Genomic DNA, 15750 nt, shown 5'->3' with positions numbered 1-15750 from the left:
TCATACGCTGCGACTCTGGGGGGCTGCCGGGTATCTGGGGTAAGCTCAGCCGATGAACTATCTCGCACATCTGCATCTCGGCGGCCGCCAACCGGCCGACATGCTCGGCAGCCTCTACGGCGACTTCGTCAAAGGCCCGCTGCAGGGTCGCTGGCCGCTGCAGGTCGAGGCCGGGATTCGCCTGCATCGGCAAATCGACGCCTTTACCGATAGTCACCCCTTGGTACTCCAGGCCAAGGCGCGCTTTCCCAGCGAACGGCGGCGCTACGCCGGCATTCTGCTGGATCTGTTCTTCGACCATTGCCTGGCCGCCAACTGGCGGGATTACTCGACCGAACCGCTCGAGGATTTCACCCTGCGGGTCTATCGCGCCCTGCAGAATGAGCCGCAACTTCCCGGCAAACTGGCCCTGATCGCACCGCGCATGGCGGAGCAGGACTGGCTGGGCAGTTACCGCGAATTCGCCGTACTGGAACAGGTGCTGGCCAGCATGAGCCGGCGGCTCAGCCGCCCGGAGGGCCTGGCCGGCGGCCTGGCGGAGCTGGAGCGGCTATATCAGCCGCTCCATGAAGACTTCCGCGCCTTCTATCCGCAACTGTGCGCTTTCGCCAGCCACGCCGGGGCCTGAACGCGACGGAATCGAGCCGGGCCCGCGGCGCCCCGGCTCAGCTGGCGTAGCCGGGATTCTGCGCATCCAGCGTGCGCAGCAAGGCCGGCCAGGCCAACGCACCACCCATACCCATTTTTGAACGGGTCACGGCCGCCGCCATGGCCTTGGCGCCGGCGAGGATCGGTGCCGGGATCGAGATCAGTTCGGCGCCACCTGCCTGCGCCATGACCTGGATCTCGCACGCGCGCTGGAAGGTGAACATCATCAGGAAGGTGTCGGCGATGCTGCCAGCGCAGGTGAGCAGGCCATGGTTGTGCAGGAGCATGAAGCTGTTCTCGCCGAGATCGCTCTGCAGACGGGCCTTTTCCTCGCGTTGTAGCGCTACGCCTTCGTAACCGTGAGTGGCCAGACTGGACAGCACGAACAGCGACTGCTGACTGATCGGTAGCACACCCTGGCGCTGCGCCGAGACCGCGACGCCAGCAGCGGTATGAGTGTGCAGCACGCAGGCCACATCGTGCCGCACTTCGTGTACCGCACTGTGGATGGTGTAGCCGGCCGGATTGATGTCGTAGGCGCTGTCCATCAGCTTGTTGCCGTTCAGGTCGATCTTCACCAGGCTGGACGCGGTGATCTCGTGGAACATCAGTCCATAAGGGTTGATCAGGAAATGCTCGGTGTCGGGAATCCTCGCCGAGATATGGGTGAAGATCAGATCGTCCCAGCCATACAGCGCAACCAGCCGATAGCACGCGGCGAGGTCGACGCGGGTCTGCCACTCGGCAGCGCTGACTTGGTTTTCCACGGAGACTGGAGCGGAGAAAGCGGACATGGCGGCACCTCTTGTTGTCGTTGTAGTGCCACGATTCTAGCTGCCTGCTAGTCGCGCGGAAGTCGCCCGGGCAGCCAGCCTGCTGGCCGAGCGAGTCACCTTCAGCCGCGCAGAGCCTCGGCGAACCGCGCCAGCCAGGGCTCGGCATCGCTTGCCGGCGTCACGGTCTCGCTGGCGTCGAGGCGCAGCATCTCCTGCATTTCGCGCACACCGAGTTCGGCGAACAGCTCGCGCACCAGCTCGCCGCCGCCGCAGTAGGTGTCGCCATAGCTGGCGTCGCCCAGCGCGATGACGCCACCTGGCAGGCCGTGCCAGGCCGGAAACTGCTCGCGAATCGCCGAGTACAGGGGAATGAAACTGTCGGGCAGCTCGCCCATGCCGGTCGTGGAGGTGACCACCAGCAGCGCCTCGGGCGCGAACTCGAGGATCTGCGCCAGCTGTGCGCGAGGGTCGTGCCAGGCGTCGTGACCGGCGGCCTTGAGTTGCTGCTCGGCATGACGGGCAACGTCCTCGGCATTGCCATAGACGCTACCGGAGAGAATGGCGACTTTCATGAAGGAACCTCTGCACAGTTTGAAGCCGCGCATTATGCCGCAAGGCGGTCTCGCCATTGCGTGACATGTGACCGGCATCGGCTTTTGGCGCAGCGCTCGTTTGCAAAGCTTGACGCACTGAACTGAACTATTTTCGCGCGCTGCGATCATAGCGCGCAGTAAACCGAACCGCGGCAACGTCGCGTGGTCCGGTCGTCGACGACACCCGAGTCGTCGCCCCGAGGATGCTCGAATGGCCGAACGGACCGTGCTGACCAGCGATGAGCTGGCATTCATCAACAAACTCATGACCCGCGCCGCCAGCGGCACGGGCGAGCGCGCTTCCGGCTTTCACCTCGATGGCGGCCCGCAATCCAACGAGCTGCTGCTGGAGCTGGCGACGCATGCCGAACTGTCACTGGAAGCGAAAACCGCTGACTTCCGCCTGTCCTTCCCGGTCCAGCTGAAAGAAGACGAGTTCCACAGCCTGCACCTGCATCTCGCTCCGCCCGTAATCTTCGAGCGCGGCCCCATCACCCGCGCCTGGCGACTGCAGCTGGAGCAGCCGTTATCGTTGCTGAAGAGCGACGGTGGCAAGAGCCCGCTGCGCGTACGCGAGCTGTCGTCTCACGGTTTGCTGGTGGATGCCGGTAACGCACGGGTACCCAAGCATTTCCACTTGCGTCTGGCCTTGCCGGACGACGCCCCCCTCGAGATCGATGCGCACCGGGTACGCGAAGTGAAGAACGGGGTGGCAGCCTATGAGGTCGAGTTCAGCGGTGAAAAGGATGCCGAGCGCATCCGCAGCTTCCTCTACCGTCAGCACAAGCGCCTGCATCCCGAAGCGCAGGCCGAGTCGCCCGCCGATCTGGTGTAAGCTGGCCGGCCAGCGCTGCCCGCAACAAGCATGACATCAGCGCTCGACGGCTCGAGGCGCACGATGAACCAGCACCCGCTCCCCATCTTGATTACCGGTGCCAGCCAGCGGATCGGCCTGTATTGCGCCGAACGCCTGCTCGACGATGGCTACCCAGTCATCATCAGCTACCGCAGCGAGCGCGAAGGGGTGGCCCACCTGCGCAGTCGTGGAGCCACCACACTGGCCGCCGATTTTGCTAACGCAGCCGGCATCCTGGGCTTCATCGACACCCTCAAGGCGCATACTGGCGGCTTGCGTGCCATCGTGCACAACGCCTCCGAATGGCACAGCGAAACGCCTGGCCAGGAAACCGAACTGTTCCAGCGCATGTTCAATGTGCACATGCTTGCGCCCTACCTGATCAACCTGCATTGCGCCGAGCTGCTGCGCCACGGCGGGGCCGCCGACATTGTGCATATCGGCGACGACGTCACCCGCCGCGGCAGCAAGAAGCACATCGCCTACGCTGCCAGCAAGGCCGGGCTGGACAACCTTACCCTGTCCTTCGCGGCGAGCCTCGCACCGGCGATCAAGGTCAACGGCATCGCCCCGGCGCTGATTCAGTTCAATCCTGACGATGATGAGGATTACCGGCGCAAGGCGCTGGCCAAATCGGCGCTGGGCATCGAACCGGGGCCGGAGGTGATCTACCGGAGCCTGCGATATCTGCTCGACAACCCCTATGTCACCGGCACCATCCTCACGGTGAACGGCGGCCGCCACCTGATCTGACTCACGACAAGGAGACGACATGCCAAGACTGGAACCCTCGATGGCGCGCATCCGCGTCAAGGACCTGCGCCTGCGCACCTTCATCGGCATCAAGGAAGAGGAAATCCTCAACAAGCAGGACGTGCTGATCAACCTCACCATGCTCTACCCCGCCGCTGATGCGGTGCGCGATAACGTCATCGACCACGCCCTGAACTACCGCACCATCACCAAGGCAATCATCCGCCACGTCGAGGACAACCGCTTCGCCCTGCTGGAGCGCCTCACCCAGGAGATTCTCGATCTGGTCATGCAGCATCCGCAGGTGCGCTATGCCGAGGTGGAGGTCGACAAGCCCCATGCGCTGCGTTTCGCCGAGTCGGTGTCGATCACCCTGGCGGCTCATCGCGACTGATGACGCTGGCATGTCCGGCGAGCCGACGAAGGTCCCACCGATCGGTCGCCGGCGAGACTGGCCGCTGCCGAATGCCAAGGTTATGATCCGGCCCACCTCAGCCAACGCCGAGACGCACACATGAACGAGCAAGAACGCACCGAACTGGAAGCCGCCGCCTTCCGCCGTCTGGTCCAGCACCTGCGCAGCCGCCCGGATGTGCAGAACATCGATCTGATGAATCTGGCCGGCTTCTGCCGCAACTGCCTGTCCAAATGGTACAAGGCCGCCGCCGACGACCTTGAGGTGACCGTCAGCATCGACGAGGCGCGGGAAGAGGTGTACGGCATGCCCTACGCCGAGTGGAAGAAGCGCTACCAGAAGGAAGCGACGCCCGAGCAGCAAACCGCTTTCGACAAGGGCCAGAAGCCATGAGCAGCCTCAAGGATTTCCGCGCCAGCCTGCGCAACCGCAACCATCCGTTCAGCGACACGCTCGCTTTCATCGCGGCTCACTACGACTATCAGCCGAGCCGCTTCATGAACGGCAGTGTGGAAAACGCCGCCGGAGAGAACGAAGGCTCCTGCAAGACCTTGGGCCTGGCGCTGCTGGAAGGCTTCTCCACCGAGGAAGCGCTGCTGGCCTTCGGCGAGCACTACCAGGCGGTGCTGGCCTCGCCGACCGGCTCCGACCATCGCAACATCCGGGCGCTGATGGAAACCGGCCTGCCGGGTATACGTTTCGACCAGCAGCCGCTCCGCCGTCGATGATCGGCGGGTCAGCAGCTCTCCGCCGAGAAGAAAAAAGGGCCATCCCAAAGCACTAGGGGAAGGCTGTAGGAGTGGATGACCCTTGGGAAACCAATGGCGCCACTCTACGGATGCGCGCTCCAATACGGAAATTCACCTCGCTCATCCCATCTATAGCCGCAGCCTATCGACTGTACCCTCACGGCCTTTTCCCCGTCCGGCAAAGCCGGTATGGTCCCGCCGTTTCCCGTTCTGGAGTCGCCCCATGCCCATGCCCGCTCTTATCGGCCCGCATTACCTTCGTGAAGGCCTGAGGCTGGTACTTAGCCCGGGTCTGCGGCTGTTCGTCATCCTGCCGCTGACGGTCAACGTGCTGCTGTTCGCCGGCCTGATCTATTTCGCCATCAGTCAGTTCGGTGCCTGGGTCGATGCGTTCATGCCGAGCCTGCCCGAGTGGCTGGCCGTTCTGGAATACCTGCTCTGGCCGCTGTTCGTCAGTCTGGTCATATTGATGGTGTTCTTCACCTTCACCATGCTGGCGAACATCATCGCCGCGCCCTTCAACGGCTTTCTCGCGGAGAAGGTCGAGGTGGTGGCGCGTGGCGAGGATACCGCGCCGCCCTTCAGCTGGGCCGAACTGCTCGCGATGCTGCCGCGCACCCTGGCCCGCGAGGCTCGCAAGCTGGCCTATTTCGCGCCGCGGGCGCTGGCCCTGCTGATTCTGTCGTTCATACCGGTACTCAACATCGTCGCCGCCCCCCTATGGTTGCTGTTCGGCATTTGGATGATGGCCGTGCAGTACATCGACTATCCGGCGGACAACAACAAGATGAGCTGGGCCGACATGATGAGCTGGCTGCGCCAGCGCCGTTGGCAGAGCCTGAGTTTCGGCGCGGCGACCTACGCAGCACTGCTGGTGCCAGTGCTCAACCTGCTGATCATGCCCGCGGCGGTCGCCGGTGCGACCTTGCTGTGGGTCCGCGAAGGCGGCCGCAGCCACCTGCCAACCAACCGCCCGGATAGCCAACCGAAGCCCAATCGACCTCAATGAAAAAAGGCCGGAGCGCAGCGAGCGGTCCGGCCTTCTATTGGCACCAGCGAATCAGGCGAGGGTCTTCAATGCCTCGCGACTGAACGGCAGGATGTCCTGCATCCGTCCTTCGCGTACCTTCTGCGCCCAATCCGGGTCGACCAGCAGCGCCCGCCCGACCGCCACCAGATCGAACTCCTGCCTGTTCAGACGCTCCAGCAGACCCTCGATGTTCGCCGGCTGCGCCACCTTGTCGGTCTTGACCATGAACTGCAGAAACTCATCATCCAGCCCGACGCTGCCGACAGTGATGGTCGGTTTGCCGGTCAGCTGGCGCGTCCAACCAGCCAGATTCAGCTCCGAACCCTCGAACTCCGGCTCCCAGAAACGCCGCGTCGAGCAATGAAAGATGTCCACCCCGGCGGCCGACAGCGGCGCGAGGAATTCACCCAGTTGCTCAGGGGTCTGCACCAGCCGCGCGCTGTAGTCCTGCTGCTTCCACTGCGAGAAGCGGAAGATGATCGGAAAATCAGGCCCTACAGCCGCACGTACCGCCTCGATCAGCTCGATGGCGAAACGCGAACGGTTGGCCAGGCTGCCGCCGTACTCGTCGGTACGCTGATTGCTGCCCTCCCAGAAGAACTGATCGATCAGGTAGCCGTGCGCGCCGTGAATCTCCACGCCATCCATACCGATCGCCTGGGCATCGCGGGCGGCCTGGGCGAAGGCGGCGATGACATCCTGGATGTCCTGCTTGGTCATGCCATGGACGACGACCTGATCGTCCTTGCGTTTCTCCATGGGGCCGTAACCAGGCACGTTCGCCTCCGGCTCAGTGCCGATGCGCCGCACATTACCGACGTGCCACAGCTGCGGAACGATCCTGCCGCCCGCAGCATGGACGGCTTCGACCACCAGCTTCCAGCCGGCCAGTGCATCGGCACCGTAGAACCGCGGAACCTGCGGGTAGCCGTTGGCGGCAGCGTGCCCAACCGTGGTGCCTTCGGTGATGATCAGCCCCACCCCGGACGCCGCCCGCCGCCGGTAATACTCGACCACATCGGCCGGCGGCACGCCGTTGGGCGAGAACGAACGGGTCATCGGCGCCATCACCACGCGGGTCGGCAGATGCAGGGAACCCAGCTCGAACGGCTGGAACAAGGCGTGTACGGTAGCGGTCATGCGGCACTCCTGTTGTGTTTATCGTGGCAGCCGGCCATCGGCGGCGCCGAGCGGAAAATTCAGCGGGGAATCAGCATGAGTTCCAGCTGATCAAGAAAACATTGCAGCGGCGCGACGCTGCCACTGACCTTCATGCGCAGCAGTGCGCCTTCCCAGGCATTGCCGATGAACTCGGCGAGCATGACGCAGTCGCTGTCGGCAGCGATCTCACCCTGCTGGCGCGCCTGCTCCAGGCAGCCGGCCAGCAGCTCGAGCGACTCGGCAAGAATCGCCAGCACCTGTCGGCCAATGGGCGGACACAGCTCGGCCATCTCGAAACTCAGGCTGCCGATGAAACAGTGGTACTCGGGTTTTTCCTGGCGGGAAAAATGCGCGATCAGCTCGCGGTAATAGGCGAGGATGCGCTGACGGGGAGAGCCGCCAGCTTCGTTCAGCGCCGCACGGTAGCGCTCCAGGCGCGGTCGATACAGCGCCTCGAGCGCTTGCAGGGCGAAGTCTTCCTTGCTGGCGAAGTAGTGATAGAACGATCCCTTGGGAACACCTGCCGCCTGCACGATTTCCTGCACACCGGTGCCGTGATAGCCGCGGCGGATCATCACCTGAGCGCCCTTGGCCAGGATCAGTGCATGCTTGTCGGTGCGGGTTGGACTAGTCATGCCGCGAGCATATGACCGGTCGTCTCGCGGACCTAGGATCATCAGCGATGCTTATTGCCGCTAATGCGCAGGAAGGGCGTTCGCCTCTGGCGATGGGGTGGTCAGCCCGGACGAGGCATGTCTTGCGCCACCGCCCCATCACGGGGCAGTGGCGAGAACGGCAAGGCGCTTACCAGTCAGGCGAGCGCAGCTTCGATCGCCTGGATCAGCGCCGGATCATCCGGGCTGGTGCGCGGGGAAAAGCGCGCCAGCACCCGCCCGTCCTTATCGACGAGAAACTTTTCGAAGTTCCAGCTGATGTCGCCAGGGAAATCCGCACCCTCGCCGGCCAGCAGACGATATAGGGGATGGCGTTGCGGCCCGTTGACCTCGAGCTTGCCGGTCAGCGGGAAGCTGACGCCATAGTTGAGGCTGCAGAACGCGCGGATCTCCTCGTCGCTTCCCGGCTCCTGCGCGGCGAACTGGTTGCACGGCACGCCGAGGACGGTGAAGCCACGCTCGCGATACTGCTGATGCAAGCGTTCGAGGCCCGCATACTGCGGCGTCAGGCCGCATTGCGAGGCGACGTTGACCACCAGAGTCAACTTGTCGCCGAACTGCGCCAGCGCGAGTTCCTGACCGCCAAGCCCTGGCAGAACCAATTGGTGAAATGCGCTCATGACCTGTCTCCAGACAAAAAAAACGCCCCGGCAACAACCGGAGCGCCTTTTACACAGCTAGCACAGCACACGATGACGAGGCTGTAAAACCGAACGCCCGAAGGCGCATCGATTAGTGGTGATGGCCACCCTCGCCGTGCACGTGGCCGTGGGCCACTTCTTCTTCACTGGCATCACGGACGTTGATGATCTTGACGTCGAAGTTCAGCCGCTGGCCGGCCAGCGGATGATTACCGTCGACGATCACGTCATCGCCCTCGACATCGCGGATGGTGACGATCTGCATGCCGCCATCCGGACCGGAGGCATGGAACTGCATACCGACTTCCAGCTCATCGACACCTTCGAACATGGCGCGATTCAGCGTGGCGACCAGCTCCGGACTGTACTCGCCGTAGGCGTCCTGCGGTTCGATGGTGACCTGGATCTGGTCGCCGCCCTGTTTGCCTTCCAGTGCTTTCTCCAGGCCGACGATGATATTGCCTGCACCGTGCAGGTAGACCAGCGGCGCGCCGCCAGCCGAGCTGTCGATTACCTCACCGGCATCGTTGGTGAGGGTGTAGTCGATTGAGACAGCCTTGTTAGCGGCAATCAGCATGGGCAAAACCTTTGCTTGAGGAAATAGGCGACACAGTTTACCCGCGCGCAGCCCCGAATGCGAACCAGGCCCGGATAAACGGAGCAGGCAGGCGTCTGACAACGATCCGCCATGTAGTGCCATCGACAGGCGGACTACAACCTTTGGATGGCATCGTTTTTACTGTGGGTATGCAAGAATCCGAAGCCTGAGATTGTTTTGTCAGTTCATATCAATAACTTTTAGTGAACCAAGGAGCACCGATGTCGGCTCGTAACATCCTGGTGATCAACTGCGGCAGCTCTTCGATCAAATTCGCCCTGGTCAACGAAGCGCAATCGACCTTCCCGCTGCAAGGCCTGGCCGAGTGCATCGGCACCGCAGAGGCTGTCATCCACTTCGAAAGTGCTGCCGGCAAGGAAAGCGTCAAGGTACCGAATGCCGACCACCAGGCCGCCCTCGCCCAGATCCTGCCGCGTGTCGAAGACGCAGCCGGCGGCCATCTGGACGGCATCGGTCACCGCGTGGTGCACGGCGGCGAGAAGTTCTTCGCCTCCAGCCTGCTCACCGAGGAGACGCTGGTCGGCATCGAGGCCAACATCCAGCTGGCGCCGCTGCACAACCCGGCTAACCTGAGCGGCATTCACGCCGCAATCAACCTGTTCCCCGATCTGCCGCAGGTCGGCGTGTTCGACACCGCCTTCCACCAGACCATGCCTGCGCATGCCTACCGCTACGCGATCCCCGGCTTCCTCTACGAGGATCACGGCGTGCGTCGCTACGGCTTCCACGGCACCAGCCACCGCTATGTCAGCAAGCGCGCGGCCGAACTGGCCGATCTGCCGGTAGAGAACAGCAGCTGGCTGGTCGCGCACCTCGGCAACGGTTGCTCCACCTGCGCGGTAGTCAACGGCGAGAGCCGTGACACCAGCATGGGGCTGACCCCGCTGGAGGGCCTGGTGATGGGCACTCGCAGCGGCGATGTCGATCCGAGCCTGCATAATTTCCTCAACAAGACCCTGGGCTGGGATCTGACCAAGATCGACAACATGCTGAACAAGGAAAGCGGCCTGAAGGGCCTGTCCGGTCTGTCCAACGACATGCGGACCCTGGCCGAAGCCCGCCACGCCGGACACCCGGGTGCCGTGCTGGCCTTCGAGGTGTTCTGCTACCGCCTGGCGAAGTCGCTGGCCGCGATGTCCTGCGCCCTGCCGCAGCTCGATGGTCTGGTCTTCACCGGTGGCATCGGCGAGAACTCCTCCGCCGTCCGTGAGCGCACCCTCGACCACCTCAAGTTGTTCGGTTTCAAGGTCGACGCCGAAGCTAACGCCCGCTGCACGCGTGGTGTCGCTGGCGAGATCCAGGTCGAAGGCAGCCCGCGCATCATGGTCGTGCCGACCAACGAAGAGCGCCAGATCGCTCTGGATACCCTTGCGCTGCTCGACGCCTGACCCCACCCTTGCAGGCGGGATGCCTGCACCGCAGACCCGGCGACCCGATGGCCGCCGGGTCTTGCCTCGCTCGTCCCGCCTGCGGCCCCGCTTTCTGCAGCCTGAGCACCCTGCTCCCCTGAAGGAGAACCCATGCACACTCTGTTTCTAGCCCCAACCGGTTTCGGCGGCGGTCTGAACTCCGTCAGCCTCGGACTGATTCGCGCGCTCGAGAGCGCCGGCCTGAAAGTCGGCTTCTTCAAGCCGATCGCACAACCGTTCCCGGTCGATCAGGGCCGCGAGCGCTCGTGCATCCTCGTGGAAAAGACTCTGAACCTGCCGTCGCCCGAGCCGCTGGCCCTGGAGCAGGTCGAGCGCCAGCTGGCCGATGGCGAGCTGGACCTGATGCTGGAAGAAGTGGTCAGCCGCTTCCAGCAAGCCGCTGCCGGCAAGGATGTAGTCATCGTCGAAGGCATGGTGCCGACTACCAGTTCCGACTACACCTCGCGCATCAACACTCATCTGGCCAAGAGCCTGGACGCCGAGATCATCCTGATCGCCGCCCAGGGCAAGGACAGCCTCAAGCGCATGGCTGAACGCATCGAGATCCAGGCGCAGCAGTTCGGCGGCGCCAAGGACGCAAAGGTGCTCGGCGTGATCCTCAACAAGGTCAAGAGCGAGGACGGCGTACCGGCCTTCATCGAGCGCCTCAAGGAACACCTGCCGCTGCTCGGCAGTGCGGACTTCCAGTTGCTCGGCGCCATTCCCTTCGCCGAGGAGCTCAACGCCCTGCGCACTCGCGACATCGTCGAGCTGCTCGGCGCGCAGGTGTTGAACGCCGGTGAAGCCGACCAGCGCCGCGTCGGCAAGATCGTGCTGTGTGCCCGCGCCGTTCCCAACACCGTGCAACTGCTGCGCTCCGGCGTGCTGGTCGTCACCCCGGGCGATCGCGACGACATCATCCTCGCCGCCAGTCTGGCTTCACTCAACGGCGAAAAGCTCGCCGGTCTGCTGCTGTGCAGCGACTTCGCACCCGATCCGCGCATCCTCGAACTGTGCCAGGCAGCACTCGCCAGCGGCCTGCCTGTGATGACGGTGAGCACCAATTCCTACGACACGGCCAACAACCTGTTCGGTCTGAACAAGGAAACGCCGGCCGACGATATCGAACGTGCCAGCCGCGTAACCGACTACATCGCCAAGCACCTGCACCCGGAATTCCTGCACACCCGTTGCAGCGTGCCGCGCGCCGAACTGCGCCTGTCGCCGGCGGCTTTCCGCTACCAGCTGGTCAAGCGCGCCCAGGATGCCAACAAGCGCATCGTCCTGCCGGAAGGCAACGAGCCACGCACCATCCGCGCCGCCGCGATCTGCCAGGAGCGCGGCATCGCCCGTTGCGTGCTGCTGGCCAAGCCGGCGGAAGTCGAGCAGGTCGCCCGCGAACAGGGCATCACCCTACCGGCCAGCCTGGAAATCCTCGATCCGGAAGCGATCGCCAATCGCTACGTCGAGCCGATGTGCGAAATGCGCAAGGCCAAAGGACTGACCGCCGAGGATGCGCGCGAGCAGCTCAAGGACACCGTGGTGCTCGGTACCATGATGCTGGCCCTGGATGAAGTGGATGGTCTGGTATCCGGCGCCGTGCACACCACCGCCAACACCATTCGTCCGGCCCTGCAGCTGATCAAGACTGCGCCGGGCTATAGCCTCGTGTCCTCGGTGTTCTTCATGCTGCTGCCGGACCAGGTGCTGGTCTACGGTGACTGCGCGGTGAACCCGAACCCAAGCGCCACCGAGCTGGCCGAAATCGCCCTGCAGAGTGCCGAATCGGCCGTGGCCCTCGGCGTTCCGCCGCGCGTAGCGATGATCAGCTACTCCACTGGCAGCTCCGGCAGCGGTGCCGAGGTGGAGAAGGTTGCCGAAGCCACCCGCATCGCCCAGGAGCGTGCGCCGCAGTTGCCAATCGACGGCCCGCTGCAGTACGACGCGGCCTCCGTGGCCAGCGTCGGCAAGCAGAAGGCGCCGAACAGCAAGGTCGCCGGACAAGCCACCGTGTTCATCTTCCCGGACCTGAACACCGGCAACACCACCTACAAGGCCGTTCAGCGCAACGCCAACTGCCTGAGTGTGGGCCCGATGCTGCAAGGCCTGGCCAAGCCGGTCAACGACCTGTCCCGCGGTGCCCTGGTCGAAGACATCGTCTTCACCATCGCCCTCACCGCTCTGCAGGCCGCCAGCCAGAAGGCCTGATCGACGCTCTGCCCTGAAGCCGTCCGCTGCGGCGGCTTCAGGTTTCTCTTTTCTCCTCAGATGGTTGCAGTTCAGCGCGTAATCGCTACTCTTTGCGCCTCGAATCAGGTGTATCGACGAGTGTTTTCATGCTGAGCTTCCTTCCTGCCCCTTTGCGCGGCGTCATCGCTGCCTTGATCCTGGCCGCCAACACCCTGTTCTTCTGCTGGCCATTGTTCGCTCTGGCGCTGCTCAAGCTGGTGCTGCCGATATCGGCGGTACAGCGCACGCTGCGTTTCGGCATGCACTGGATCGCCGAGTCCTGGATGGCAGTGAACAGCTTCTGGATGGACCTGGTACGCCCGATCCGCTGGGACGTGCAGGGCCTGGAGCGGGTGGACATGCGTCATTCCTACCTCGTCACCAGCAATCACCAGAGCTGGGCGGACATTCTCGTCCTGCAGTACCAGCTCAATCGGCGCATGCCGATCCTGAAGTTCTTCCTCAAGCAGGAGCTGATCTGGGTGCCAGTCATCGGCCTGTGCTGGTGGGCGCTGGAATTCCCCTTCATGAAGCGCTTCAGCAAGGAATACCTGGCCCGGCACCCGGAAAAACGCGGCCAGGATCTGATCACCACGCGCAAGGCTTGCGAGCGCTACCGGACCAACCCGGTATCGGTATTCAACTTCCTCGAAGGCACTCGTTTCACACCAGCCAAGCACGATCAGCAGGACTCGCCATTCAGCCATCTCCTCAAACCGCGCGCCGGCGGCATCGCCTTCGTGGTCGATGCCATGGGCGAGCAGCTGAGCGCGCTGATCGACATCACCATCCACTACCCCGATGGTCGCCCGAGCTTCTGGGATCTGCTCGCCGGGCGTATCCGCCAGGTGGTACTACGCATCGAGGCACGGGAGATTCCGGGCGAGTTCCTCGGCCGGAACTACGACCAGGACGAGCAGTATCGACTGGCCTTCCAGCAGTGGGTCAATCAGCTCTGGACCGCCAAGGACGCCGAACTGCGCACACTGCACGAGCAGTTCCCGCCGCGCTGACGGTCTCGTTCGACGCGCGTATCAACGCGCGTCCCATTGCACCTGTGTCGGGAAGGCGGTCGCCTGCGCAGGATCGATTGCCGGCGAAACCAGGAACCCCTGCATCACGTCACAGCCATTGGCGATCAGCCAGTCGCGCTGCGCCAGGCTCTCGACCCCCTCGGCAATCACCTCAAGGCCCAGATTGCGTCCCAGATCGATGATGGTACTGACCACCGCCGCATCGCGCGGCGAGTCGAGCATGTTGGCGATAAACAGGCGGTCGATCTTCAGCGTGTCGAGTTCGAAGTGACGCAGATAGGCCAGCGACGAGTAGCCGGTGCCGAAATCATCGATCGCCACGCGCACCCCGAGCTTGCGCAGCCGGCTCAGCTTGTCGCAGCTCTGCTCCAGATCCTGCATCAGCGTGCCTTCGGTCACCTCCAGCTCGAGCTGTGATGGCGCCAGCTGGTACTCGTCGAGTAGGCGCTTGAGACTGTCCAGCAAACCGGCCTTGGCGAACTGCAGCGGACTGACGTTGACACTGAGGATCAGGTCTTCGCCGAACGCCTTTTGCCACTGACGATGCTGATTGAGCCCCTCGCGCAACACCCAGTCGCCCACCCGCTCGATCAGCCGAGTTTCCTCCAGCAGCGGGATGAATACCCCTGGTTCGACCTGCGAACTGTCATCGCTCGGCCAGCGCAACAGCGCCTCAAAGCCACGCAGCCGGCCGCTGCCGAGCATGATCTGTGGCTGGTAGGCGAGCTCGAAATCGTTACGCTCGATGGCACTGCGCAGGTTTTCCTCCATCATCAGCCGCGCGTGGGCGCGGCCATTCATCTCGGCGGAGAAGAAACGGTACTGCCTGCGCCCGGCACGTTTGGCCTCGTACATCGCCATGTCCGCCGAGCGCAGCAGCTCGTCCACGCTCTGCCCGCAATCAGGGAAATGCGCGATACCGATGCTGGCGCCCAGGGTGACTTCCGTACCATCTACGCGGTGACGTACCGAGATCAGCTCGATGAGCTTCTCCGCCACCCGCGCCGCATCCTCAGGATGATCCAACGAGTCCAGCAGCGCGGTGAATTCGTCGCCGCCCATGCGCGCGATGATGTCGTAGGGGCGCATGCAGGTTTCCAGCAGCCGCGCCACCTTGCAGAGAATCTCGTCGCCGGCGTCGTGGCCGAGCGAGTCATTGATGCGCTTGAAGCCATCCAGATCGATATAGAGGATGGCCATGCGCTTGCCGTTGCGGTCGACCCGCGCCAGCGCCGACTCCAGCGCCTGGTGGAAGCCGCGCCGGTTGAGCAGGCCAGTCAGCGAATCGGTCACCGCCTGGGTTTCCAGTTGCACGTGCAGGTTGCGCACCACCGACATATCCAGCGCGATGACCACCATCGAGCGCTGCTGGCGCGGCAATGGCGAGCTGGACAGCGCCACCGGCAACGTCGTCCCATCGCCCTTGTACAGCTGCGCCTCGTGCAGACGGTAGGTAGAACCGCTGCGCCAGTGCTGGTAGAACGCCGACTCGCGCCAAGGTGCTGTGACGTCCGGCGCGGCCAGATGCGCAAGCAGCAAGGTGCCCTGCAGATCCTCCACACGCGTGTGCAACATCTCGGCGATCGCCGGATTGGCAAAGGTGATGTAACCATCCTCACCGACCACCAGAATGCCCTCGGCGGCGTTGTTCAGCACCGAAGCGTTAAAGGCTCGCGCGCTGTCGAGCTGTTGAGACAGCAGCTGCAGATCGCGCCGATTATGCTCGTGCGCCAGCAGCGTGTTGATCTTGTGTTTGAGCACCTGCGGATCGAACGGCTTGAGAATGAAATCCACCGCGCCGGTGGCATAGCCACGCAGCACCGATTCGCGAGTATGCGCGATGGCCGAGACGAAGATGATCGGGGTGTAGCGCGTATGCGGGCTGCCCCGCATCAGCCGGGCGACTTCGAAGCCGTCCATGCCCGGCATCTGCACGTCCAGCAACACCAGCTCCACGTCCAGTTCGAGCAGCGCCTTGAGGGCCGCCTCGCCAGAATTGACGCTGTGCACCTGCCAGTCACCATCACCCAGCAGCGCCTCCATGGCGACCAGATTGGCCTCGCGATCGTCGACCACCAGCAATGTGCGACTGCGTGGCTGTGCCTTAAGCTGCGTACGCCCCATGAAGGCCCTCCCGCGCACTGGCACGTGACGTCAAACGGT

General features: G+C 63.7%; 17 protein-coding genes. 10 read left to right on the top strand and 7 right to left on the bottom strand.

Annotated features, from left to right (window positions below; all coding sequences use genetic code 11):
• Window positions 1-52: 52 nt before the first annotated feature.
• On the top strand, window positions 53-628 hold the full coding sequence (locus tag N8H22_RS15090; RefSeq protein WP_264591328.1) for an ACP phosphodiesterase: 576 nt from the start codon (window positions 53-55) through the stop codon (window positions 626-628).
• 37 nt (window positions 629-665) lie between these two features.
• On the opposite strand, the gene N8H22_RS15085 is transcribed toward N8H22_RS15090, so the two are convergent.
• Together N8H22_RS15085 and N8H22_RS15080 are read right to left on the bottom strand one after the other, a co-directional pair.
• Window positions 666-1442, bottom strand: coding sequence for a class II aldolase/adducin family protein (locus tag N8H22_RS15085; RefSeq protein WP_264591327.1), 777 nt, complete (start codon window positions 1440-1442; stop codon window positions 666-668).
• Window positions 1443-1543: 101 nt separating this feature from the next.
• Window positions 1544-1996, bottom strand: a complete 453-nt coding sequence (locus N8H22_RS15080; protein WP_264591326.1) for a flavodoxin — start codon at window positions 1994-1996, stop codon at window positions 1544-1546.
• Between the two features lie 232 nt (window positions 1997-2228).
• Here N8H22_RS15080 and N8H22_RS15075 point away from each other — a divergent pair, with 232 nt between their 5' ends.
• The 6 genes from N8H22_RS15075 to cysZ all read left to right on the top strand — a co-directional run bounded on the left by N8H22_RS15075 (window position 2229) and on the right by cysZ (window position 5799).
• Window positions 2229-2852, top strand: a complete 624-nt coding sequence (locus N8H22_RS15075; protein WP_264591325.1) for a PilZ domain-containing protein — start codon at window positions 2229-2231, stop codon at window positions 2850-2852.
• Between the two features lie 63 nt (window positions 2853-2915).
• Complete coding sequence (gene folM, locus N8H22_RS15070) at window positions 2916-3626, top strand: dihydromonapterin reductase (RefSeq protein ID WP_264591324.1); 711 nt, start codon at window positions 2916-2918, stop codon at window positions 3624-3626.
• Window positions 3627-3645: 19 nt separating this feature from the next.
• Window positions 3646-4020 (top strand): dihydroneopterin triphosphate 2'-epimerase, encoded by a 375-nt coding sequence (gene folX, locus N8H22_RS15065; RefSeq protein ID WP_264591323.1) that lies wholly within the window; start codon window positions 3646-3648, stop codon window positions 4018-4020.
• Between the two features lie 120 nt (window positions 4021-4140).
• Window positions 4141-4434 (top strand): DUF1244 domain-containing protein, encoded by a 294-nt coding sequence (locus tag N8H22_RS15060; RefSeq protein WP_264591322.1) that lies wholly within the window; start codon window positions 4141-4143, stop codon window positions 4432-4434.
• The gene (locus tag N8H22_RS15055) at window positions 4431-4769 is read left to right on the top strand and encodes a HopJ type III effector protein (protein WP_264591321.1); all 339 of its coding nucleotides are present in this window, start codon (window positions 4431-4433) and stop codon (window positions 4767-4769) included. Before N8H22_RS15060 ends, N8H22_RS15055 begins: the two co-directional genes overlap by 4 nt.
• Window positions 4770-5013: 244 nt before the next feature.
• Window positions 5014-5799, top strand: a complete 786-nt coding sequence (gene cysZ / locus N8H22_RS15050) for a sulfate transporter CysZ (protein ID WP_264591320.1) — start codon at window positions 5014-5016, stop codon at window positions 5797-5799.
• Between the two features lie 51 nt (window positions 5800-5850).
• On the opposite strand, the gene N8H22_RS15045 is transcribed toward cysZ, so the two are convergent.
• The 4 genes from N8H22_RS15045 to N8H22_RS15030 form a co-directional block, all read right to left on the bottom strand.
• On the bottom strand, window positions 5851-6960 hold the full coding sequence (locus N8H22_RS15045; RefSeq protein WP_264591319.1) for an NADH:flavin oxidoreductase: 1110 nt from the start codon (window positions 6958-6960) through the stop codon (window positions 5851-5853).
• A 59-nt stretch (window positions 6961-7019) separates the two neighbouring features.
• Window positions 7020-7616, bottom strand: coding sequence for a TetR/AcrR family transcriptional regulator (locus tag N8H22_RS15040; RefSeq protein ID WP_264591318.1), 597 nt, complete (start codon window positions 7614-7616; stop codon window positions 7020-7022).
• Window positions 7617-7792: 176 nt separating this feature from the next.
• Window positions 7793-8275 (bottom strand): glutathione peroxidase, encoded by a 483-nt coding sequence (locus N8H22_RS15035; RefSeq protein ID WP_264591317.1) that lies wholly within the window; start codon window positions 8273-8275, stop codon window positions 7793-7795.
• Between the two features lie 112 nt (window positions 8276-8387).
• Entirely contained in the window at window positions 8388-8873 is a 486-nt protein-coding gene (locus tag N8H22_RS15030) for a peptidylprolyl isomerase (RefSeq protein WP_264591316.1), read from the bottom strand.
• 242 nt (window positions 8874-9115) lie between these two features.
• Here N8H22_RS15030 and N8H22_RS15025 point away from each other — a divergent pair, with 242 nt between their 5' ends.
• The 3 genes from N8H22_RS15025 to N8H22_RS15015 all read left to right on the top strand — a co-directional run bounded on the left by N8H22_RS15025 (window position 9116) and on the right by N8H22_RS15015 (window position 13566).
• Window positions 9116-10303: an acetate kinase gene (locus N8H22_RS15025; RefSeq protein WP_264591315.1), complete on the top strand. Its 1188-nt coding sequence runs from the start codon at window positions 9116-9118 to the stop codon at window positions 10301-10303.
• Window positions 10304-10435: 132 nt separating this feature from the next.
• On the top strand, window positions 10436-12532 hold the full coding sequence (pta, locus tag N8H22_RS15020) for a phosphate acetyltransferase (RefSeq protein ID WP_264591314.1): 2097 nt from the start codon (window positions 10436-10438) through the stop codon (window positions 12530-12532).
• Window positions 12533-12660: 128 nt separating this feature from the next.
• Window positions 12661-13566, top strand: a complete 906-nt coding sequence (locus tag N8H22_RS15015; protein ID WP_264591313.1) for an acyltransferase — start codon at window positions 12661-12663, stop codon at window positions 13564-13566.
• 21 nt (window positions 13567-13587) lie between these two features.
• Here N8H22_RS15015 and N8H22_RS15010 read toward each other — a convergent pair whose 3' ends face one another.
• The gene (locus N8H22_RS15010) at window positions 13588-15711 is read right to left on the bottom strand and encodes an EAL domain-containing protein (protein ID WP_264591312.1); all 2124 of its coding nucleotides are present in this window, start codon (window positions 15709-15711) and stop codon (window positions 13588-13590) included.
• Between the last annotated feature and the right edge of the window lie 39 nt (window positions 15712-15750).

This window comes from Stutzerimonas sp. S1, from assembly GCF_025966695.1.
In the GTDB taxonomy this organism is placed as follows: domain Bacteria; phylum Pseudomonadota; class Gammaproteobacteria; order Pseudomonadales; family Pseudomonadaceae; genus Stutzerimonas.
The sequence above is the reverse complement of the archived record's forward strand: the minus strand, read 5'-3'. Positions and strand labels throughout refer to the sequence as shown.